Origin of the sequence: Porphyrobacter sp. CACIAM 03H1 (assembly GCF_002215495.1) — a bacterium.
In the GTDB taxonomy this organism is placed as follows: Bacteria; Pseudomonadota; Alphaproteobacteria; order Sphingomonadales; family Sphingomonadaceae; genus Erythrobacter.
On the sequence record NZ_CP021378.1, the window covers coordinates 549,616 to 571,294 of the forward strand.

A 21,679-nucleotide genomic window follows, 5' to 3' on the forward strand; every position below is an offset into this window, starting at 1 on the left:
GAACTGTCCGGTCATTTTGGGGGCCGCTTCATCTGCGAGATCGGATGCAGATCCGGGAGATCGCGCGGCGCACTGGCTTGTCGCGGAACACGATCTGCAAGTATCTTCCCAGCAGTTCAGGGGAGCCGCAGTTTGGGGTTCCCGAGCTTGCCAGCAAGCTGGACCCGTTTGCCGAGAAGCTCTCGCATTGGCTGCGAATCCAGGCAGGCAAGTCGCGCAAGCAGGGGCGCGCTTGAAGCAGTTGCACGCCGATCTGGTGGCGGTGGAATTTGACGTTTCCTAAGGCTGGGCTGCCGCTTTTGCGCGAGCGTGAGAGGCGTAGCGGCAATATGAGCGGCAAACCATCGTGCCTGGAACCTTTGTGCCACCGGTCTTTGCGCCCGGGGAGCATTCCAGTTAGACTAGAACGAAAACTGGGCCGTAATCATTGGCGAGCGTGTGAGCTGCAGGCCTCGATCAGACGCAACACTTCGCTAGGCGTCAGCCTCAGGTCGCACCAGTTGGGGGTTGGCGAAGTGGCGAAGATGACGCTGCTATGGATACTGATTTTCAGCGGGATGTTCCTGATCGTCGAATGGTTCATGATTGCGCGGGGGACGGCCTCCGCGCTGGTATAACGTTTTACATAATGTGCGTTATCAGCCGAGCTAACAGTTTTGGGCTGCGTTGCTCTGTTCACCTTCACCTAGACAGCTGCTCCACCGTCAAGAGCGGTAAGCCATCATCATGAGCCAGCACGAGCGGTAATTCAAGATCAGGTCACCCATCGTCCAAACTCCATCCGGCAGAGCCGCAAGCGTCATGCGGTATGCGGCTCTGCCTTCCGGGCAGAATGGGAGGTGGGAGGGAAACCCCAATCGATGCCCTCGCGCGGGCCAGCGGGCGAAGCCCGCCACACGGGGGTGACGATTGGGGTTTGGGAGCGAGAGGGCAAAGCCCCTGGCGTTCCCCTCAAGGATCGCCGCAGCGATCCGCACAGGAACGGCGCCCTTGCACGGCGCGAAGCCGCCGGACGCCCTGCGCGCGGGCCAAGTGGGCCAGCGGGCGTCCGGCAATGAGAGAGGCAAGAGCGCCTGCGGGTTAGCTCAAGTACACTGCGCCCTCAGGAGCATGGCCACAGGCCATGCGGGACAGAGCGCGTCCTCCAGAACCTCACGCCCCGCTTGCCATCGCTCATGATCGTCACCCGGATGGGCCGGGACTACAGGCCCGGTCCGCGCCAGCAGATAGAGCAGGTTGCCCGGCAGGGTAGCGGCGAACCCTATTCCCTTTCGACAAACAGTCCAACGAGCGGCTGGTTGATGTAGTAATTGTTTCGCCCCGCCTTGTGCTTGATGAGCAGTCCGCCATCGGCCAGCTCCTCAAGGTACTTTGTGGCGGTAGGCCGGGACACCCCCAGCTCCGACTGGACAAAGTCGATCCGCGTGTAAGGGTGACGGAAAAGGTTGTTCAGCAGGTCCTGCGAATAGATTTTCGGATGCTCGGTGCGCATCCGGTTTTTGGTTTGCGCCATCAGGTGCCTGATGCCTTCGACCAGACGGAGTGTCTCGATGGCGGTCTCTTCCACCCCGTTGATGATGTAGAGGATCCACTCCTCCCATTGCCCTGTCTCTCTCACCGATTGGAGGAGCCGGTAGTATTCGGGCTTGTTGCGGGTGATGAAGCGGCTGAGATAGAGAATGGGAATGTCGAGCAGCCCGCATCGGGTAAGGTAGAGAACGTTGATGATGCGACCGATACGTCCATTGCCATCGGGGAATGGGTGAATGCTCTCGAACTGGTGATGGATGATCGCCATGGAAGTAAGCGGGTCCAGCTCGGTGTCATCAGCGCCCGCGTTGATGAATGTCTCAAGCGCCGCCATCTGATTCCGAATAAGGTTGGCATCCTGCGGCGGAACATAGACGACATCCCCAGTGCCCTCGTTCTTGAGGGCGGTGCCAGGTGTCTCCCTGAAGCCCCCGCCTGAACGCTTGAGGATCTGGAACATCGCGATGAGGATGTTGTTGGTCAGCAACCCGTCGAGCCGGCGCTGCTCCTCGAAGCCATGCCGGAGCGCGTCACGATAGCGTGCCACCTCTTTCGCAGCGGGAGAGCCCGGAATCTCCGGAAATGCGTTCAGCTGGAAAAGTTCGTCCTGGGTGGTGACGATGTTCTCGATTTCAGAGCTGGCCTTTGCTTCCTGAAGTGACAGCGTATCGATGAGGATGCCCTGATTTGGGATTGTCGCTGCGCGCCCCTTGAGCTCGGCAAGGTAGCGATGGGCACGGGTCAGGGCCTTGAGCACCTGAGGGGTCTCGACAGCGCCGGGTGGTGGAAGGCCGGGGATGGCGTAGGTGGGTTCAAGGGCCATGCTCGCCTCATGCAAAGGATTTGCCGGAAGCTTATCAGGTTCCGATGATCTGTAAAGAAAACCCGATTTTCTTTACACGTTTGTTGAATATGTAAAGATGGCTCCACCACGCCGACATCGTGCTAGCCAGCAATCCTCAGCGGGACTTGACGTCAGAATCCGACTCTGATTCAAGAGACAAAGGCCGCCGAGGTTTCCCCCGACGGCCCCCATTCAAGGCTTGAAGGTTGGAACCTTAGTTCTTCGGACCCTTCTTGCCGGTCTTGTAGGTCTCAACGACCGTCGTGGAAGGACGGCGTTGAGCCTCACTCACAGGGATGATGCGGCCAGTGCGCGCATCTCGACCCCGCTGGTGGGTGTTCTTGCTCATGGGATTTCTCCTGTGCGAGCGCGAACGGTTGGTCCGTTCCCCCCGAAAACGCCGTGTGCGCCTCGCGGGTCAAAGGCTTGACGACGTTCGAAAGTGAGAACCGGAAGTAAGATTCCGTAAACTCAGGCAAATGACGAGTCTGCGGGGTTTTCTGTCCACAGGCACGGGCTTGCGACCATGCGAGCAAATCCATTCACCCACAGGCGTCAGGATAAACCAGTTTCGAGCTGATCCGCAAAGTGGACTCGTGGCCCATACAGCCGCGAGCGCCACGCATGCCAGAGACCTTGGCCAAATCGAGCGGGCACCTCATGCCGGATAGCCCTTGCTTATCCAGCATTCTTGGCCCCTTTGCTTTGGGAGACTAACGCTGGCGCCACGCAAATGCCAGTCTCAGAATGCCAGCGAAATCAGTTCAATGCAGGCCAACATACTGGACGACAACTGCGTCGCGGCCGGAAGATTTACCCCTCCCCCAACCACTCCGCCGCCTTCGCCGCTGCGCTGGCGGCGGTGAAGATCGCCCGGTTGTCGCCCTTGAGCACTTTCAGCCAGCTGGCGAGGTAGCAAGCATGATCCGGACGCGGGGTGACCGACAGGCCAAGATCGCAGCACATGAAGGCTGAGCCAAGCTCGGCGACCAGCTCTTCCATGGCATAGGCCTCGTCGCCAAAGCGCTTGCCGAAGGTGCGGGCGAGACGGTGATCGGCCCCGGTCCAGTGGACCAGCTCGTGGAGCAGGATGGCATACCAGTTCTGCTCGGCGCTGGCGGTGTCGGTGGCGAAGAACCGCTCGCGGTCGGGCATCGTGATCGTGTCGGTGGAAGGGGTGTAGTGGGCGCTCTCGCCCTGGATGCGGATGGTAGCGCCAGTCCCTGCGATGAAGGCTTCGACATCAGGAATGGGATCGAAGGCCTCGGCTTCGGGCGCCTCGGGCAGGGCGTAGCCCTCGACCTGCGCAATGTTGAACACATGCGAGCCCTGCGCGAAGATCCGGCCAGCGCCCTCGCGCGCCTCGTCTTCGCTGCCCTCGGCCTTGTCCAGCACCTTGTAGAACACGATCGGCGAGGCCTTCTCGCCCTTGCGCACCTGCGCGCCCAGAGACTGCCACTGGCGATAGGTTGCCCAGAGGCCATGCCCGAAGTCCTGCGCCTCGGCGCTGGCCCAGAGGGCAAGGACATTGACACCGCGATAGGCCTTGCGGGTGACCGCATTGACGGGCCGCGTGAGCGGGGCGCTGCTGCGATGCCAGGGAAGCGTATAGTCGCCGGTGCCGCGCTCCAGCGCGGCGATGATCTGGTTGGTGATGGTGTCGTAGATGCTGGCGGTTTCGGTATTGGCCATGGTGGTAAATCCTTCGTCCTGTCGTTGGGAACGCGGATGAAGGGACGGGCCGGATGGCCGGGCGGGTCAGCGCGGAGCGCGGAACAGCCAACACGGGAGGGCGTAGCCCGAATGGAGCGGGCAGGCTGTTGATCCCGCCCGGCACGGCCTGTCACTCAGGGAGCAGTTCATTCCAATGACAGGGCGAAGGATGCCATGGCCCTGCGCTTGCGTATCAACCGATCAGCCGAGACCAGCCCCAAGAGACTTCGTCTTCGCGGCCTCGGGTGCACTCACCTCCATGGCGGTCTGCTTCTCGCCCGCGCGCTCATGGATCGCGCGGATCAGTCGCGCCTTGTCGTCGGTGACGACAATGGCCTCGGACTTCGCGCGCGAGAGCGCGACATAGAGCATCTTCTGATCGACCAGATTGGCGGAACGGCTGTCGGCGTGGATCAGGACCCGCTCGGCGGTCTGGCCCTGCGCGGCGTGGGCGGTCTGGACATAGGCATGGCGCAGGTGAGCGTCGCGGGCGTCGGTGAGATCGAGCCGCTGCTCGCGGCCATTGGCCAGCGCGATGGTCGCCTGCTGCCGCTCGGGATCGATACCGGTCACCGTACCGCGCAATCCGTTGATGCGACCCGCCTCGCGGTCGTTGCGGGTAAACTGCACCCGGTCGCCCGCTTGCAGCTCCATCGCCTTCGGCTCGAACACCTCGACCTTGCCCGCGCCCCATTGTCGCAGCCGCCAGTCGACGGCTGACCCGTCGGCAGATTTGAGCGATATTGCGGCCTTGTCCGGATCGATGCGCTCGACCCGGTAGGCAGCGCCGCGCGTCACGCCCTTGTCGGCATAGTCGCGGGCGAAACGCACAACATCGCCGATGGCATAGCTTGCGGCCTGCCGGGTTTCAGCGCGGGTCAGGCCCTTGGCTTCCAGCGCCTCGAACCGGAGGGCCGCGGCTGAGAGCTCACCGCGCTGCGCCAACTGCTGACGGATCAGGGTGGTGAGACTGTCGCGCCCGTCGCGCGACGGCTCGATCACGAGAGTCCGCGCCCGTTCGGCAGGGCTGAGGGTAACATAGCGCTGCGCCATTGTCCCAAGGCGCGCATCGCAGTCCGCGCCTTCGACCACTTCGCCGCCCCCGCGCTCCAGCGCTGCAAGCGCCTTGCCGGCATGGCCCTCGATTGACGCCATGACGGCCTCGCGGGTCTCGGCATTGGTCTGCCGCACCACGTTGGCAAGCTTGGCGGTGGCCATGCCCGCCTGCTGCAGCTGGGCGAAGGCCGCACCCGCGCCCACCGATCCGAGCTGCCGAACGTCGCCGACCAGCACAAGCCGCGCACCGACCTTGCCGGCGCTGGCCATAAGTGCGGCCATGTCGCGCGCGGACAGCATCGAGGCTTCATCGACGATCCAGACCGCGCCCTTGCCGACCCCTTTGGCCTCGGGCGAGACAAGATGCCGCGCGACGGTATCGCCTCGCAAGCCAAGGGCTTCTCCCAGCACCGTCGCTGCCGACGCGGTCGGTGCGAGCGCGGTAACCGCCAGCCCGCTCTTCGCTGCCTCCCGCGCATAGGTCGCCAGCACGGTCGTGGTCTTGGCGGTCCCGGCATAGCCCTGCACGGCGGCAACGCGGTCGCGCGATGTCAGCAGCGCGGAGGTCGCGCGCTTCTGATCATCGGTCCAGGCAAAGCCCGCGCGCGCGGATTGGCGGGCGGCGCGCTCAACCGCGCGCGCAGCAGCGAGCGGCGAAGCCAGCGGCGCGGCAACGCCGCGCCCCGCGGCTTCAAGGCGAAGCATGGCCCGTTCGGTCGCAATCGCCTCGGGCGTCGTGAACCCTGCAAACTCTGCTCCGCGCCGGTCCACAAATTCGCGCGGCACCAGCGCGCCATTCTCCCTCGCCTCGGCAACAGCGGCGTTGATGGCGCTGTTGCTGAGCCTGCCGAAAGCATAGTCGCCCGCCTCACGAGTCAGCGTGCTGGCCGGGAACACCGCCTGACGCTCGGACAACTTGGTAGCAGCCCAGGAAACAGCCTGGCGGGCGAGCACCTCAGGGCTTGCTGCCAGCTCACCTGCTTTCGCCCGCTCCTTTGCCTCGGCGATAACCCGGGCCTGTTCGGCTTCGCCAAAGCCTTTTGCTTCGGCGGTCGCGCGCCAATCGGCGCGCAAGCTCTTGTGATCGACGTGGCTCTTGGCCTCGCGGGTATCGAGCGCGGCGATCTGCTTCTCAGCAGCGCTGGCCTCCTCACGGCTCGTCCCGCGCTCGGCAAGCCGCGCATCGATGGCAGCGGTACGCTGGCTCAATGCCTCGATCACCCTGTCAGGCACGCCTGCGATCTCGAACAAGGCATCCTTGCCAGCCTCAATGCGATAACCGAGCTGGGCCGCGCCATGCGCCAGCTCCTGGCGGTAGATCGCGCCGATCTCCTTTTGCAGCTGGTAGAAGGCGCGTGGCTCAAGGCTGCGCCAGTTGCCGTCCTTGTTCTGTGTCGCGTTGAGGATCACCGCATGGGTGTGGAGCTGCGGGTCCTGCGCGCGGCTCGTGGCGTGGCGGAAGGTGGCGATGGCAAGGTTGCCGGTTTCCTCGCGCCGCACCTCGCCGCCCTCGCGCACCCGGGTTGCCGCCATGTGCTGCTCGACATGGCCAAGCGCGGCTTTGACCGCTGCCGCATGGGCGGTGATCAGCCGCTTGTCACCGGCAACCTCGGCCATGATCGAGACCGACTTGGGCGCTGAGAAGGTGATGTCCCAGCCCGGCCGGTGCTCGACCTGGCCATCGCGGGTCGTACCGAGCTGCTGCCCGGCAACGCGGCCTTCGAGCAGCCCGGCAAACTTCACGCGGTCGACTTCGCCGGACAGGCCCAGCGATGCGGCGGCCTCCCCGAACCACTCCGAGGGCGCAAAGCCGCCCTCGGCATAGTAGTCGTCGGCCTCGTAGTAGCTGGCTGCCTGCGCGGCGCTGGTCAGGGCTGAGACCGATGCCACCATCACACCGGTCCCGCCTCTGGTCCTGCCTTGGTGCCTGACTTCGGTTCAGAGGCAGAAGGGACGGCAATCGCGCTGACCCGGCTCCACAGAGTGCTCGCCGGATCGCCCGCGATAAAGGCTGGCTGGCGCGGCGAGCCCCGCCGGGCGATGTGCTCGGCAGTGAGACCGATCCGCGCAACCGGCAGGCCATCAGGGAGCAGCAGATAGCCCTGATGCGGGGGAAGACGCAGTTCGCTTTCGAGCACAGCTGCGCGGAACTGGCGCTGCGTGGCAATGGCGGTGCGGGGCACCTCCTTGCCGACCATCAAGGTGTCGGTGGCCATCCGCATTTCGACCTCGCACTGGCCGATCGTCTCGCTCGCCCACTGGCGGGTTTCGCGGTCGACGGTCTGCAGGAACAGCTTGGTGTTGCAGCAGGCGAGCATGGCCTCAGCGATGTTGTCGCCATAGCGATGACGCATCTGCCCCAGCGCCTGAAAGGTCAGCACGATCGCCGCGCCAAACTTGCGACCTTCGGGCAGAAGACGGGCAAGGTTCTCGACGCGCGGCAGGTCGGCAAGCTCGTCGAGCACGAACCAGATGCGCCGGTCGGGCGATGGCGAAAGCCCGAGCACGGCGCTCGCTGCGCATTCGAGCCAGCACGCCATGAGCGGCTTGGCGGCCTCGAAATAGTCCTCCTTGCGGGGTACAAAGATCCAGGGCTTTGCCCCGTCGATCTGGTCGAGCCCAACAATGAAATCGCGGAAGGCAAAGCGGTCTGCACCCGCCTGTTCCACCTTCAGGAACTGGATCAGGTTCGCCGCCTTGGCGAGCATGAACAGCACGCTCCCGGTGGCGCGGTCGGCATCGTCGGCAAAGGTGCGGGCCGACGAGGTATGCCCGAGCCAGGCCTTCAGCTGCTCCTTGCTCTTCATCTGCAAGGCATCGAGCAAGGCCTCGAGACTGCCGTTCTTCTCGGCCCAAAGCGAGCGCATCATGTTGGCGACCAGAATGCGGCTCGTCTCGAGCCAGACATCATCATCCTGACTGCCGGTTTCGGAGACCAGCTGGCGCGCGATCCGGTCAGCATCAGCGGGGTGCGATATCTCGTCGAAGGGTGACCAGAAAGCGCAGCGCGCATCGAAGGGATTGAGGATGATGTCACCGCGCGCCGGGTTGTAATAGTGCGCGATGAACTCGCCGGATGTGTCGTAAACCAGCGCCGCTTCGCCTCGCGCTTCGATACCGTCGAGCATCTGGCGCAGGACCGTGGTCTTGCCGCTGCCGGTGGTACCGAGGAAGGCAAAATGCCGGGTCTCGATCCGCTGCGGGATGGGGACCGGTCCGATCTGCAGCGCACCCCCGCCGGACATCGAACGGGTCTGCGCGGCAACCTCTTCCTGACGCGCCAGACGGGTACCGCCGATCACCCGGTCGGCCAGCGTATCGCGCCCTTGCGAGGACATGGTGCGCTGGATCAACCAGACCACCAGGAGCCCCAGGGCGCAGCCCAGAACCGCCCCGATGATGAGCACAGCTACGGCCTTGGAGAAGGTTCCGGCGATGAATGGCTCGTTGGCAAAAGCAGCCGCTGAGACGGTAGCGCGGTGCCCCTCCAGCGACACGTTCATCATCAGGTCCCTGCCCGCCATCTCCCCCAGAATGACGAGGGCTTTGGCCATCAGACATTGGCCTGCGACCTTCAACTCGGGAGCGCTCATGACGAACTGCGGCGCGATGATCGCGCCGGCCCCGCCAGACAGCAGAACAAGCCGGGCAAAGAACCCGAAACGTTGCTGCCACTGTGCCATGCGCACGCGCCACAGCGCGTGGGCACGGGTGATGAAATCGGTGCCTGCGGTCATCGCTCGCTCTCCTCTGCCAGCTTGCGCTGGCGCTCGAATGCGGCCCGCGCTTCGGCGGCAATGACCTCGTCGGATGTCCGCCCGCCGAGCGCTGACGAGCGCGCATAGGCATAGGCAGCGCAAGCCGTGAACAGGGTGCGGTCAAGCACCCGTTCGGCATCGGCGAGGCGTTCCGATATCGACCCGATCACGCTCGCCATTTCGGCAAGATCGGTCCCCCGGTCAGCGCCGTGAATCAGGGCCAGGAGCCCCTCTTCAACGACCCGGCCGAGCATGGCGTACTGGCTGAGCCCACGCCGCTGCGCGAACTCTGCGAGCACCCGATATTGCGACGGATTGAGGCGCACCGTCTGCACCCGCGCGCTCATTGCACCGTCTCCTCGGCGATGCGATCCGCCATCGCGAAAAATGGCGGAATTGCGTGGGTACGGAGAGCCTGTCGGAGACGAGATGCTATCCGCATCCCGTCAAACCCGCAGAAATCCTCGCTGCACGCGTGCGTGGGGTGTGTATCCCTTTTCCGGGCCCGATGCATCGCATCGTGGCCCTTCATGGTTCCCGCTTTTCCGAAGTTACTGGTCATCGGCGGCTTGCTCCTCGTGACGGACGGGAGGCGTCGCAGACCGGATCTGGGTCTTGGCGAGATGGTCATCGAAGAACCGCTCGCGCGGCTGCCGTGACGACGTCTGGCGGGGCACCATTGCAGGGTCCGTGAACCACCGCATCAGCACCAGATCGATCGCAGCGCGGAGCTCATCGATGAGCTGACCGGTTTCCACCGGGGCAAGGGCGAGCCAGCCAAACTCGGTCTGCATCTGGCTTCCCAGAGGATAGCCAAAGCCGTGCTTGAGGTAGATCGGACCTTCGACAGTGAGGATGCAGGTCTCGCCCAGAAAACGCGCGATGACGGGGCGCTCAAAGGTCAGCCAGGGCGCAAGAGCGAAGCGCCGCGCGCGTCCGTCCGCGTTGTCCTCGGTAAGAAGGTCGACCAGCTCGGCTGCGTGCAGCTCATCATCTTCAGGGACGCGGGCAAGGATCCAGCCCTGCGCACGCAAGGCGGCTTTCAACATGGAATAGATGGACATTGGGAAGGTGCTTTCTGCGGGCCACCGCCCGCCAATAGAGGGGGTCAGTAGCGGCGCAGCGGAAGGGCGTTGATCCACTCCGATATGTCGGCGGCGCGCCAGCGAATGCGTCCCCCGCCGATGTCGACGGGATGGGGGAAGCCCCCTTTGCGCATCTTCCTCCAGATGGTGGAGCGGCTGCGAATGCCGGTGAGGCGCAGCACCTCCTGGCAGGTGATCAGTTCGGTATTCGACATGACAGATTCCTTATGGTTCAAGGTTCTGTCACTGGCGCCGTCGTCCCCTTCCGGAGTGGCGGGTTGGCCGTCGTACGGCGAGCCGCACGGCTATCCTGTGTTCAACCCGACACCCCTGCCTGAGCTTCAGTGACCATCAGAAGCTATGTGCAACGTCTGGCTGTTGGAAAGAACAAAACAGGATCAAATGCCGTTCCACATCCTGCGAGGACGCGAGCGGACGCACTGGGACGTATTGCGGCCAGCAAGAATTGTGTGAGCGAAATGCTCATGCTCGATCTTGGCGGTGATCAACGGCAACCGTAGCGCATTGTGTCGGCGTTTGTTGCCGGAATCTGCGCGACTCGGCACCTTGCGCATTTAACGGAGCCTTGAGGATTGGATTGTAATTCAATCCTATGGCTCGCCCACAACCCTACCGGCGCTTCACCAATCGCCCTCAACGGCGTCCCGCGCCGACTGCCGAAACGACCCTGCAGACTGCCGGGCGCTATGGTCTGATTGCCGTCGCTTCGGGGCTTGGCTTGGCCTTTGGAGCGAATGCTTTGGAGGCTGCACAGGAGCGGCGTGCGATCCTCGATGCGCTGCCCGCCGGGTACACGTATTCGGGATGCAATGAGGTCCGCGCTGCGGGTGTTGCGCCCCTTTATGGCCATGAGCCTGGCTTTTCGGAGCGGCTTGATGGCGACGGCGATGGGATCGGCTGCGAGCCCTATCATTGATTATTACAGGGGCTTTCAGGGCCCGAACGGTCGCAGGAATTCTACAGTTGGGGGGGTCATCGAGCAGCAGGTTCCGCACACATGGAGGCTGAAAGCAGCTCTCCAGCAGGGTGAAGAAAATCGGCAGCTCTCGACCCAGACACGGTCAATCACGATCGCAAGGCTGAACGCCTGCTTCCGCCGATATCCGCCATGGCCTTTTCAGTATCACGCATCACGTCCGCCGATGACTGGTGGTTGGTGGAAAGGCGAGTGGCGCCATATGGCCAGCCAGCCAGGTTGGATCAAAACTCGACCTGCACACCAAAGCCAGGGCGCGGAGCAATGGTGGCTCTGCCAGAATGCGTGGCAACGATTGCCGCGACCATGGCCAGTCCCAGACCGTGGCCCGGCGTCGACCGGCTGCGGTCGACACGGGCGAACCGGTTGAAGAGCTCGGGCGCCTCGTCTTCGCTCACGCCCAGACCATCATCAGTGACGGCGAGTCTGATGCCGACATGAGTGCTTTCGAGGGTGATGCGGACGGTTGTTCCTTGCGGCGTGTGCTGCGCGGCATTGTCGAGCAGGTTCGTGAGCATCTGTTGCAGCAATCTGCGATCGCCGGGCATAGTCAGGCTGGGCGCGATGCTGGTGATAAGCAGGTGACCACTGCTCTCCATTGAGGGGCGGAACGCCTCCACCACGTCGGACACGACGGCGCTGAGGTCCACCGTCTGGAAGTGTGCGCGGGCGGCCATGCCTTCGACCTCTGCAATCCGCAGCAAGGCGGAAAAGACCTCCAGCAGTTCGCCCGCTTCCCCGGCGGCAGCCTCGATTGCCTCCCGTTGCAGCTCGGGGTTGCGCTCGCGTAGCGCCTCGTCGAGCCGGTTTTGCAGCCGCGTGAGCGGCGTGCGCAGGTCGTGGGCGACATCGCTTGAGACCTGCCGCAGGTTCTCCATCAGCCCGGCGATGCGGTCGAGCATCCGGTTGAGCGTCGTGGCTACACCGTCAAACTCGTCGCCGCTGCCCGTCAGGGGCACGCGCCGCGAGAGATCGCCGGCAATGATCGCAGCAGCCGTGTGATCGATGCGGGCAAGGCGGCGGCGCGTGACGATGCCGACCAGCCAAGCGGCACCGATGCCGAGCAACAGCATTGCTCCGAAGGCGCCCAGGAACAGCACGATAAAACGGTTGTCCATTTCATCGATGGCGGCGCGATCCGCTCCGACAAGCAGCCGATAGCCGCCCGGCAGGGCTGTGGTCAGCGACTGCGCGATCCGCTCCTCGCCGCCCAACTTGTAAGGCAGCAGTTCGACATAGCCGGGCTTGGGCGGGACAATTGCATCGAGCGATCCGGCTACGGGTCTGTTTTGGGCATCGACGAGCCGATAGCCGAGGCTTGCCGTGCTGCTTGCCGCCTCGCGCCGACGGATGGCGGCAGCCACGCCCTCATGCCCGTCCTGCCCTTCGTCGATCAGCGCCTGCGTCTCGATGGCGATGCGGTGATCGAGTTGCAGTTCGAGCGCTTCATGGGTGGTTTCGAATGCCACCGCGCCGATCACCAGCGTTGCGAGCGCAAAGCCCAAAGCGACTGCTGCCACCAAGCCGAACGTGCCGCGCCACCAGCGCTTCATCCGCCGTCCCTGATGAGATAGCCCGCGCCGCGCACGGTTTCGATCGGGTCGCTGTCGAACCCGGCATTGAGCTTGGAGCGCAAACGGCTGAGATGGGTCTCGACGATGTTGGTCTTGGGGTTGAAGTCGAAATCCCACACCCGTTCGAGCAGCATGGTGCGGGTCATGATGCGGCCCGGGTTGCGCATCAGTTCGGCTAGAAGCGTGAACTCGCGGGGCTGGAGCGCAATCTTGCGGCCTGCGCGCGTGACGGTGCGGCGGTGCAGGTCGAGCACGACGTCGCCCGCCGTCAGCCGCGCAGGCTCCGCTGCCGCTGATGGCCGACGCCCCAGCGCATGGAGCCGGGCCGCCAGCTCGGTAAAGGCGAAGGGTTTCACCAGATAATCATCCGCCCCGCCTTCGAGCCCTTCGACCCGGTCGGCAATCCCGCTGACGGCGGTGAGCATCAGCACGGGGGTCATGTTTCCAGCAGCGCGCAGGGCCTTAACCAGCGCAAGGCCATCCAGTCCGGGCAGCATCCGGTCGACCACCATGGCATCGAAGCCGCCATCGGTCGCTTGGAACAGCCCGTCGCGCCCGTCGCCGCTGGTCACCACCTGATGGCCCAGCTCGGCCAAGCCGCGGGCGATGAACTGGTTGGTATCGGCATCGTCCTCGACGATCAGGATTCTCATGCGATCATTCTAACGGCTTGGCACCGCTGCGCCAGCCACCGCCAAGCGCACGGAACAGCGCCACCTGCGCCTGCGCAACCGCGAGTTCGGATTGCGCCAGCGAAAGCTCGGCCTGCGCCAGTGTGCGGTCGGCATCGATCCGCAGCAGCGGTGCCGCATCGCCAAGCCGGACGCGCGCCTCGGCGCGGCGGGCGTAGAGGCGTCCTTCGTCGCGCGCCTCGGTGAGCGCACGGTTCCGGCGCACTTCGCCATCATAGGCCGCAAGCGCCGTCTCGACATCGCGTAGCGCCCGGAGGACCGCCACATCCCATCCGGCCAGCGCAGCCCGTTCGGTCGCTTCAGTCTGTTTGATCCGTGCGCGGGCCGGGGCCTGATTGGGGAAGGCCCAGCTCACCAGCGGCGAGCCCGTTGCAACCAGCCCCCCGCTCAGCAGGCCTAGCGCCCCGCCAAGGTTGATGCGGGGGTAGAGATCAGCACGCGCCACGCCGATCCGTGCGGTGGCGGCCGCAAGGCGGCGTTCGGCTTCGCGGATGTCAGGACGGCGCAGCAGCAGCGCGGTTCCATCGCCGACCGGAGCGGCAGTGCGCAGTTTCGGCGGCGCTGCGCAAGCGACGGGATTGGTGCGTGCCTCTCCTGCCGGGCGTCCTGCGAGCGTGGCGAGGCGATAGCGCGCATTGGCCTGCGCGGCTTCCAGCGGTGCGATGGTCGCCTTGGTCGCCGCGACAAGGTTGGCGGCCTGCGAGACTTCCAGCGGGGATACCTCGCCTGCTGCCAGCTGGCTCCGCGTGATGGTCAGCGCACGCTCCTGAAGTGCGACCTGTTCTCCCACGACGGCAAGGCTGCGGGTTGCGCCGCACAGATCGACATAGGCCAGAACCGTATCGGCGACGACCGCGACCTTTACCCCATCGAGCGCAGCGGCCTGTGCTTCCGCATCGGCACGTGCGGCCAGAGCACCCGAACGGAGACGTCCGAACAGGTCCGCATCCCAGCTTGCGGTCACCGCCAGATCATAGTCGGTGGTCAGCACATTACCCGATGCGCTCGGCTGATTGGCGGGATTGTCGATACCGAGACTGCTCTCGATCGTGGTCTGAGGCAGCCGGGCGGCTTGCGCCTGACGCAGCGCCGCACGTGCGGCATCGAGACTGGCATAGGCCACCCTGAGATCGGCATTGGCCGCAAGGCTGGCTTCGACCAAGCGGTCAAGCACAGGATCATCGTAGAGCCGCCACCAATCGTCGGGCACCGGCTCGATCGAGGCAACTGGGAGGCTCGCGAACGGCCCGGCAGCGAGCGCGGGATCGACCTTGGTAGCCGCAGGTGGGGGCATGGTTGCGCAGGCGGTCACCATCAGCGCCGCGAAGGGGACAAAACTCTTCATGCCACCGCCTCCGCCAGTTCGGGCTCGGGTGCCGGGCGTTCCTTGCCGAAGCGGGCATAGAGTGCGGGCATCAGGAACAGGTTGAGCGCGGTCGACGAGATCAGGCCGCCGAGGATGACGATCGCCATGGGATGCTCGATCTCGTGACCCGGCTTGTCGCCCGCGATCACCAGCGGCACCAGCGCAAGCCCTGCGCACAGTGCGGTCATCAGGATCGGCACCAGACGTTCCTGCGCACCGCGAAGGATCAGGGCCGGGCCGAACGCCTCGCCTTCGAACCTCCGCAGATGATCGTAGTGCGAGAGCAGCATGATCCCGTTGCGCGCCGAAATCCCGATCACGGTGACGAAGCCGACCAGCGATCCCAGCGACAAAACCCCGCCAGTGAGCGCGACCCCGATGACCCCGCCGACCAGCGCAAAGGGCAGGCTAAGGCCCACCAGCGCCGTGATCCGGGCGGAGCGGAACTCCAGCCAGACGAGCAGCAGGATGCCGAACAGGCAGGCAAGACCCACCGTCCACAGCCGTTCGCGCGATTCCTTCAGCGCGGCATACTCGCCGAGGATCTCGGGGTGGTAGCCGGTCGCAAAGGGCACCTCGCTCACCGCCGCCTCGACCCCGCGCGCAACGGCTCCGAGATCGGCATCGCTGGCGATGTTGAGCGTGACATCGAGACGGCGCTGGCCGTCCTCGCGCTTGATCTCGTTCGGCGCGGGCACAATTACCACATCGGCGACATCGCGCAGGCGGACGGGCGCGCCAACCGGGGTCTGGATCATCAGGTCGGCAAGCGCGTGCTGGTCGCCGCGAATAGCCGGCTCGCCCCACAAGGCGACATCGAAAGCCTTCTGATCGCGGTAGATCTCGCCCAGCTTCTCGCCTGCCACCAGCGTCTGCGCTTGCCGCCGCACTTCGCCTGGCGTCAGACCCAGCGTGACCAGATCGGCCGCGCGCGGGCGGATCTGGATCTGCGGCACAAGCACCTGCTGTTCGACCTTAAGGTCGGTCACACCGGGGATGCTAGCGACCTTGCCGCGCACCCGCTCGGCTGCTGCGCGCAGCTCGTCTTGATCGGGACCGTAAATCCGAACCACCACGGTTGCGCCAGCGCCCGAGAGCACCTCCTTGATGCGCTCGCGCAGATAGGTGAGCACGTCGCGGTAGAGGCCGGGATAGCCTTCGACCACTTCCTTAATCCGCGCGACGCTGGCGTCGTAATCGACACCGTCGTCGAGGCTGATCCACAATTCGGTGAAGTTGGGGCCGACCACTTCGTCAGCCGCCTCGGCACGGCCGATATGCGCTCCGAAATTGCGCACCCCGGGGATCGCGCGCAGCTCCTTCGACGCGCGGATGGTGATGCGATCCATCGCCTCGATGCCGACCCCCGGCTTCTCGACGAAGTGCATCAGGAAGTCGGTCTCGCGGAAGTCGGGCAGGAACTGGTCCTTGAAGCCCAGATAGCCCACGCCGGAAAGCAGCAAGCCGCCCGCGATGATGCCCATGGCAAGCCGTGGGCGATCAATCAGGCGAGGCAGGACGCCGAGGTAGCGCTGCTTGAGCGAGGCGACAAAGCGCGTGTCGCGATGCTCCTTCATCGGCGCATTGGGGAGCAGCATCAGGCACATCGCAGGCGTCACCACCAGCGCGACCAGCAGCGAGGCGGCAATCGCCAGCACATAGGCAATCGCCAATGGCCGGAAGAACGTCCCCGCCACCCCGCCGAGGAAAAAGATCGGCAGGAACACCAGCATCACGATCAGCGAGGCGAAGACCACCGCCGTGCGCACTTCGAGCGAGGCCGAGAGCACCACGGCAAAGGACGAGCGCGGATTGCCCGCCTCACGGTTCAGGCGGAGACGGCGGGCGATGTTCTCGACATCGATGATTGCATCATCAACCACCTCGCCGAGCGCAATCACGAGTCCGGCGATCACCATCGTGTTGATCGTCGCCCCGCTCCACAGCAGCACGAGACCGGCCGCCAGCAACGACAGCGGAATCGCCACCAGGCTGATGGTCGCCTGCCGCCAGTCGCGGGTAAAGGCGAACAGGACGATCGCCACCAGCAGGCAGCCGATCATCAGCGCACGAGTGAGATTGTCGATCGACTTCTCGATGAAGGTTGCCGGGCGGAAGATCGTGGTGTCGATTTTCACGTCCTTGAGGCCGGGCCGTAGCTCTTCGACGGCTGCCTCGACGTCGCGGGTCAGCTGGAGCGTGTTGCCGGTGGGCTGCTTCTCGACGATCAGCATGATGCCCGGGCCGTCGTCGATGATCGCATTGCCAATGGGGGCTGCAAAGCCATCGGTCACCCGCGCGACATCTCCCACCCGCACCGGCGCATCGCCCGCGATCTTGATGACCGTGCGGGAAAGATCCTCGGCGGTCTGGATCGCGCCTGCCTGCTGAACGGGCAGCCGCTGGTTGGGCGTATCGACAAAGCCGCCGCCGCCGACCAGCACCGCATCTCCGGTTGCCGCGCGCAGCTCGGCCAGCGTAACGCCCGACGCTTGCAGCCGGTCGGGATCGGCCAGCACCTGCAACTGCCGGTCACGGTAGCCCCAGACGGCGACATTGGCGACGCCCGGCACCGACATCAGCTTGGGCCGGATCGTCCAGCGAACCAGCTCGGACAGCTGCATCTGATCGAGCTTCTTGGAGGAGATGCCGATCTTCATCGCCCGGCTCGTTGACGACAGCGGCGGCAGCATCACCGGCGGGCGGGCAGCGGCAGGCAGCCGCGCCTGCACCTGCGCCACGCGCTCCTGCACCAGCTGGCGAGCGCGGATCACATCGGTGCCACGCTCGAACAGGATCGTCACCGAGGAGAGGCCCAGCACCGACTTCGAGCGCAGAGTTGCCAGATCAGGCACGCCGTTGACCGCTGTCTCGATCGGTACGGTAATGAGGCTTTCGACCTCCTCGGTCGACAGGCCCGGCGCTTCGGTCTGAATCTCGACGATAGGGGGGGCGAACTCAGGGAATACATCAAGCGGAACATCGGCAGATGCTCGCAGGCCAAGCACCACCAAGAGTGCTGCCATGGCAAGCACCAGCACGCGCTGCTTGAGCGCCGAGCGGACCAGCCAGGCCAGCATCAGTGTGCGACCCCGAACTCGGTGCCGAACAGTTCGGCAGCGCCTGCCGTGACCACCAGCGTGCCGGGACGCAATCCCCGCGACAGGATCGCGCGGCCGCCCTCGGTTGCGGCAACCTCGATCCGCTGGCGGACATAGGTGTCGGCCTCGGCCTTGGCATAGACCCATTCGCCGCCATAGATGTCGCGCAGGATCGCGGAGGTCGGCACCGACAACCCTTCGCTCCGCCCACCAGCAAGCGGGAGCGCGACGCTGACGCGTTGGCCGACACGATAGGCCCGGTCACGATTGTCGAGCGCGAAATAGAGATCGACGGTGCCCGCGACTGCGTTCGCCGATGGCGGCGCATCGACGGGCCGCGCCGATCGTTCCGCGCCGTCCTGTCCCAGCGGCGAGATCAGCGCCGACTGGCCTTGCTGCACCCCGGCAAGATCGCTCCCGAACACCGGCACCCGCACCCAGACGTAGCGCTGGTTGCCAAGGCTTGCGACCGATGGCCCGAGCAGGCGGCGCTGGGCCGCAGCCGCATCGGCAGCAGCCTTGGCCGCACCAAGCGCCGCCTTCGCCTCATCACGCGCGCGAATGCTGCCCGCTTCCTCATCAACCAGAGCCGAGGCACGGTCGTAGGCGACGCGCGCCAATGCCAGCTGGGCGCTTGCACGCGCAAGTTCGCCATCGGCGGCGACCTGTTGGGCAGCGAGCTGTTGCAGATTGCTGGCGGAATTGATCGGCGCGCCGCCGACGCCCGCCGGGATGACGATCTCGCCGCTCGTCATGCGCATAGCCGATGCGGTGCCCGCCCCGACCCGCTCGGTCACAATCCCGAGCCGCTTCTGGGCTTCCGGCGTAAGCTTCAGGCGGACGAGCTCGGTCTCGTGGGCGATCGCCTCGCTGTGGACCGGGGCCTTGGCAGGCGCAGCCGGTTCGCCTCCGCACGCGGTCAGGAGGATGGCAGGGGCGAAAGCGACAAGGGTGAAGCGGTTTGGCATTCCCGCCGCATAGAGCGCGTGCATTGGGGCAATGTTGGCAAGGCTATACAATAGCCCAATGTTGCGGCTGCGCGGCAAGTGTAACCCGATGCAAAAGTGACATCGGGGTGGTTGCTAGTAGGCCGCTGACATCTAGTGGGCGCTCCACACGCTCCTAGACAGGGTCGCGTCCGCTCCTGACAAATGCGGTCACTCGGTATGACATTCAGGAATGACTGCTAAGTCCCAAACCCGGCCGGAGGGCTTTTCGGTGATCAGTTTCCATGTGGGCCGAAACGCTTGGCCGAGATTGAGGCGCCAACAGCTTCCGCAACTCATGCGTCGCCTGAGCGTCAATCGGACCGCCAAAGGAACCGGGCCGATCTGCATCTCCCGAGCGGGTTTTCAGTAGGTTACTCGCATGATCATTGAGCGTAAGTGCAGGTCGAGTTGCACTTACATTTCACTTACGGGCATTGTGACCGAAATTGTGCGTCGCAGTATGTCATTGAAAATTATGGCGCACCCGACAGGATTCGAACCTGTGACCTCTGCCTTCGGAGGGCAGCGCTCTATCCAGCTGAGCTACGGGTGCATGGCCGCGCGCACTTTCGTGTGCGGCGCGGCGCTTAGCAAGAGGCGGGGCGCGATGCCAGACAATTGTGGCATGCCCGCGCGGCGCGGCGGATCCCCGGCGAGGGCGGATTTAACCATTCGGAAAGGACGTCTGCCTAGGCTCGCCCCCATGGCCACGCTCCCGCCCGAGCCGATTCTTCCCGACGCCGGTGTGGCGGCCGATTCCTCCGCCGCGCCCGAGGTGCTGGCCGAGGCGCTGGTCGCGCTCCACGGACAGGCCGCGGCACTGGCAATGCTCGCGAGGCTCGCGCCCGAGCCGGTCGAGATCGGCGGCGAGCTCGGCGCGGTGATCGCCCGTGCCCATCCGTGGCAGCGCGCCCTGGTCGCCCGCACCATCACCGATTGCGCGGTGATGCTCGAGACCGGACTGGCCGCGCTCGCCACGCTCACCCGCCGCGGACAGGACACCGCCGCGCCGGCGCTGGTGCTGTGGCGCGAGTTCCACGCCGCCCGCGAGGCGATGGTGCGGGTGCTCGAGACGCGCGAACCCGCCTGAGGGAGCGCCGCGCAGGCTTGACTGCGTTCCACTTTCGTTCCAACGCCGGAGCATGTCCGGTGCCTCGCCCCCTCCCGCCGATTCGCTTGCATCCCCGGCGCTGGCCGCGAGCGACGTGGCGCGCGGGATCGGCCGGCTCTTTGCCCGCAACGACATCTGGTGCCTTTCGGAGGTGCCCCTGAAGAACGGTCGGCGTGCCGATCTGATGGGGATCGACGCCAAGGGCCTCGTCGTGATTGTCGAGATCAAGGTCGCCCGCGCGGATCTGCTGGGCGATGCCAAGTGGCCGGACTATCTCGATTTCTGCGACCGCTTTTACTGGGGCCTGCCCCCCGCACTCGATCGTGCGCCGCTCGAGAGCGAGGCCTACCGGCCCGAAACCTGCGGGGTGATCGTGGCGGACGGTTACGATGCCGAGATCCTGCGCCCCGCCGCTTTTGCGCCCCTCGCGGCGGCCCGGCGCAAGACGCTGGTCGAGCAGCTCGCGCGTATGGCGATGCGCCGGCACATGGCGCTGATCGATCCGCTGGCGACGGCATTGGACGCAGCCCACTGAGATAGGCCTGTCGCGCCCGGCGGAATTGCGGCATAGCTGGCCGCGCGATGCTCCCCGCCGATACCCCCGTTCCGATTGCGCTGCTGGTCGTCAGCCTTGCCGTCACCGCCATCGTCGCACTGCGCTATCTGCTGACCAGCGGGCTGTTCGCCTTTGCCACCGCGAAGATGCGCCCGGGGCTCTATGCCGGCAAGGGCGCGCAGATCGCGCGCGAGGTGCGCTGGTCGCTGCTCTCCGCGGCGATCTACGGCGCGCCAGCCGGGATCGTGCTGTGGGGCTGGCGGCATCACGGCTGGACGATGCTCGCCGCCGACTGGAGCGCGCTGCCGCTGTGGTGGCATCCGCTCAGCGTGCTGATCTACCTCTTTGTGCAGGACACCTGTTTCTACTGGAGCCACCGCTGGATGCACCGGCCGAAATGGTTCCGGATCGCCCATGCCGTCCACCACGACAGCCGCCCGCCGACTGCCTGGACGGCGATGAGCTTCCACCCCATTGAGGCGCTGACCGGCGCGGTCGTGATCCCGGTGCTGGTGTTTCTCGTGCCGATCCACGTTGCCATGCTCGGCCTCGTGCTGACCATCGCCACGGTGATGGGGGTGACGAACCACATGGGCTGGGAGATGTTCCCTCGCTGGCTCGTTCACTCGCCGTTGGGCAATTGGCTGATAACCGCCAGCCATCACGAGCGCCATCACGAGGAATACAGATGCAATTTCGGGCTCTATTTCCGGGTCTGGGACCGGCTTTGCGGCACCGACAGGGGGCTGTCGAAGCGGATCGTGGCCGAGGCCGGGCACGGCCCGCAGGTGCCGGCGTGAGGCGCGCCGCGCTGTTCGTGGTGGCCGCGACCGCGACGGCGGCGGCGGCGGTTCCGGCACAGGCGGGCGAGGTCGTGATCACGGTCACCGACCTGAGGTCCACCAAGGGCGTGGTGCGCGCCTGCATGACGACGCGCGAGGACATCTTCCCGCGGTGCATAAAGGATGCGGGCGCGCACCGCACCGTGGTGCCCGCCGCCGGCAAGGTCGAGATCCGCTTCACCGGGGTGAAGCCGGGCAGCTATGCGATCGCCCTGCTCCACGACGAGAACGACAACGGCAAGGCCGACCGCGCGATGGGGATGATGCCCAAGGAGGGCTACGGCTTCTCGCGCGATGCGCCGGTGAAGATGGCCCCGCCCAAGTTCAAGGACGCGGTGTTCGTCCAGGGCGAAGGCACCAGCCGCGTCACCATCAAGATGAGGTATTTCCTGTAAGCCACGTCCGGTGGCGCGGACCGCCCCCCCTGCATCGCGCACCGGCGCGATCGCAAGCAAAGACTCCCCT

At 65.3% G+C, this 21,679-nt stretch carries 18 protein-coding genes, 1 tRNA gene and 1 pseudogene; 6 read left to right on the forward strand and 14 right to left on the reverse strand.

The genetic code is table 11. From position 1 onward, the window contains the following. Nucleotides 1-44: 44 nt before the first annotated feature. Nucleotides 45-388: pseudogene (locus CBR61_RS17280) on the forward strand (IS21 family transposase); the annotation flags it as partial. 873 nt (nucleotides 389-1,261) lie between these two features. Here CBR61_RS17280 and CBR61_RS02685 read toward each other — a convergent pair. The 8 genes from CBR61_RS02685 to CBR61_RS02715 form a co-directional block, all read right to left on the reverse strand. Beyond that, nucleotides 1,262-2,353, reverse strand: a complete 1,092-nt coding sequence (locus tag CBR61_RS02685) for a Fic family protein (protein ID WP_088912976.1) — start codon at nucleotides 2,351-2,353, stop codon at nucleotides 1,262-1,264. 235 nt (nucleotides 2,354-2,588) lie between these two features. Further along, a complete protein-coding gene (locus tag CBR61_RS17205; RefSeq protein ID WP_267890705.1) occupies nucleotides 2,589-2,723 on the reverse strand; it encodes a hypothetical protein in 135 nt (44 codons plus the stop codon). 464 nt (nucleotides 2,724-3,187) lie between these two features. Beyond that, a complete protein-coding gene (locus CBR61_RS02690; RefSeq protein WP_088912977.1) occupies nucleotides 3,188-4,066 on the reverse strand; it encodes an ArdC family protein in 879 nt (292 codons plus the stop codon). A 222-nt stretch (nucleotides 4,067-4,288) separates the two neighbouring features. Then, the gene (mobF, locus tag CBR61_RS02695) at nucleotides 4,289-7,036 is read right to left on the reverse strand and encodes a MobF family relaxase (RefSeq protein ID WP_088912978.1); all 2,748 of its coding nucleotides are present in this window, start codon (nucleotides 7,034-7,036) and stop codon (nucleotides 4,289-4,291) included. After that, nucleotides 7,036-8,880: a type IV secretion system DNA-binding domain-containing protein gene (locus CBR61_RS02700; RefSeq protein WP_088912979.1), complete on the reverse strand. Its 1,845-nt coding sequence runs from the start codon at nucleotides 8,878-8,880 to the stop codon at nucleotides 7,036-7,038. Before CBR61_RS02700 ends, mobF begins: the two co-directional genes overlap by 1 nt. Further along, nucleotides 8,877-9,248: a hypothetical protein gene (locus CBR61_RS02705; RefSeq protein ID WP_088912980.1), complete on the reverse strand. Its 372-nt coding sequence runs from the start codon at nucleotides 9,246-9,248 to the stop codon at nucleotides 8,877-8,879. The genes CBR61_RS02700 and CBR61_RS02705 overlap by 4 nt, the downstream gene beginning before the upstream one ends. A gap of 204 nt (nucleotides 9,249-9,452) precedes the next feature. Next, entirely contained in the window at nucleotides 9,453-9,965 is a 513-nt protein-coding gene (locus tag CBR61_RS02710) for a hypothetical protein (protein WP_088912981.1), read from the reverse strand. A gap of 44 nt (nucleotides 9,966-10,009) precedes the next feature. Further along, nucleotides 10,010-10,201: a helix-turn-helix transcriptional regulator gene (locus CBR61_RS02715; protein ID WP_023836545.1), complete on the reverse strand. Its 192-nt coding sequence runs from the start codon at nucleotides 10,199-10,201 to the stop codon at nucleotides 10,010-10,012. A gap of 398 nt (nucleotides 10,202-10,599) precedes the next feature. Between CBR61_RS02715 and CBR61_RS02720 the strand changes: the two genes are divergently transcribed. Next, nucleotides 10,600-10,923 carry an excalibur calcium-binding domain-containing protein gene (locus CBR61_RS02720; RefSeq protein ID WP_088912982.1) on the forward strand — a complete coding sequence of 108 codons (324 nt, stop codon included), beginning with the start codon at nucleotides 10,600-10,602 and terminating at the stop codon, nucleotides 10,921-10,923. 284 nt (nucleotides 10,924-11,207) lie between these two features. Here the strand turns inward: CBR61_RS02720 and CBR61_RS02725 are convergent, their stop codons facing one another. From CBR61_RS02725 to CBR61_RS02750, 6 genes are all read right to left on the reverse strand, one after another. After that, a complete protein-coding gene (locus CBR61_RS02725) occupies nucleotides 11,208-12,536 on the reverse strand; it encodes a sensor histidine kinase (protein ID WP_088912983.1) in 1,329 nt (442 codons plus the stop codon). Beyond that, nucleotides 12,533-13,210 carry a response regulator transcription factor gene (locus CBR61_RS02730; protein WP_088912984.1) on the reverse strand — a complete coding sequence of 226 codons (678 nt, stop codon included), beginning with the start codon at nucleotides 13,208-13,210 and terminating at the stop codon, nucleotides 12,533-12,535. The genes CBR61_RS02725 and CBR61_RS02730 overlap by 4 nt, the downstream gene beginning before the upstream one ends. 4 nt (nucleotides 13,211-13,214) lie before the next feature. Next, entirely contained in the window at nucleotides 13,215-14,594 is a 1,380-nt protein-coding gene (locus tag CBR61_RS02735) for an efflux transporter outer membrane subunit (RefSeq protein WP_088912985.1), read from the reverse strand. Further along, nucleotides 14,591-17,695 carry an efflux RND transporter permease subunit gene (locus CBR61_RS02740; protein WP_088912986.1) on the reverse strand — a complete coding sequence of 1,035 codons (3,105 nt, stop codon included), beginning with the start codon at nucleotides 17,693-17,695 and terminating at the stop codon, nucleotides 14,591-14,593. Before CBR61_RS02740 ends, CBR61_RS02735 begins: the two co-directional genes overlap by 4 nt. After that, the gene (locus tag CBR61_RS02745; RefSeq protein WP_233996819.1) at nucleotides 17,695-18,708 is read right to left on the reverse strand and encodes an efflux RND transporter periplasmic adaptor subunit; all 1,014 of its coding nucleotides are present in this window, start codon (nucleotides 18,706-18,708) and stop codon (nucleotides 17,695-17,697) included. The genes CBR61_RS02740 and CBR61_RS02745 overlap by 1 nt, the downstream gene beginning before the upstream one ends. Before the next feature lie 473 nt (nucleotides 18,709-19,181). Next, nucleotides 19,182-19,258: transfer RNA gene (locus CBR61_RS02750), tRNA-Arg, on the reverse strand. Nucleotides 19,259-19,408: 150 nt separating this feature from the next. Between CBR61_RS02750 and CBR61_RS02755 the strand changes: the two genes are divergently transcribed. Genes CBR61_RS02755 through CBR61_RS02770 form a run of 4 tightly spaced genes read left to right on the forward strand, consistent with a single transcriptional unit; the run spans nucleotide 19,409 to nucleotide 21,609 of the window. Beyond that, the gene (locus CBR61_RS02755) at nucleotides 19,409-19,795 is read left to right on the forward strand and encodes a hypothetical protein (RefSeq protein WP_088912987.1); all 387 of its coding nucleotides are present in this window, start codon (nucleotides 19,409-19,411) and stop codon (nucleotides 19,793-19,795) included. Between the two features lie 52 nt (nucleotides 19,796-19,847). Further along, a complete protein-coding gene (locus CBR61_RS02760; RefSeq protein WP_088912988.1) occupies nucleotides 19,848-20,351 on the forward strand; it encodes an MmcB family DNA repair protein in 504 nt (167 codons plus the stop codon). Between the two features lie 47 nt (nucleotides 20,352-20,398). Beyond that, the gene (locus CBR61_RS02765; protein ID WP_088912989.1) at nucleotides 20,399-21,172 is read left to right on the forward strand and encodes a sterol desaturase family protein; all 774 of its coding nucleotides are present in this window, start codon (nucleotides 20,399-20,401) and stop codon (nucleotides 21,170-21,172) included. Then, nucleotides 21,169-21,609, forward strand: coding sequence for a DUF2141 domain-containing protein (locus tag CBR61_RS02770; RefSeq protein WP_233996820.1), 441 nt, complete (start codon nucleotides 21,169-21,171; stop codon nucleotides 21,607-21,609). The genes CBR61_RS02765 and CBR61_RS02770 overlap by 4 nt, the downstream gene beginning before the upstream one ends. Nucleotides 21,610-21,679 lie beyond the last annotated feature (70 nt).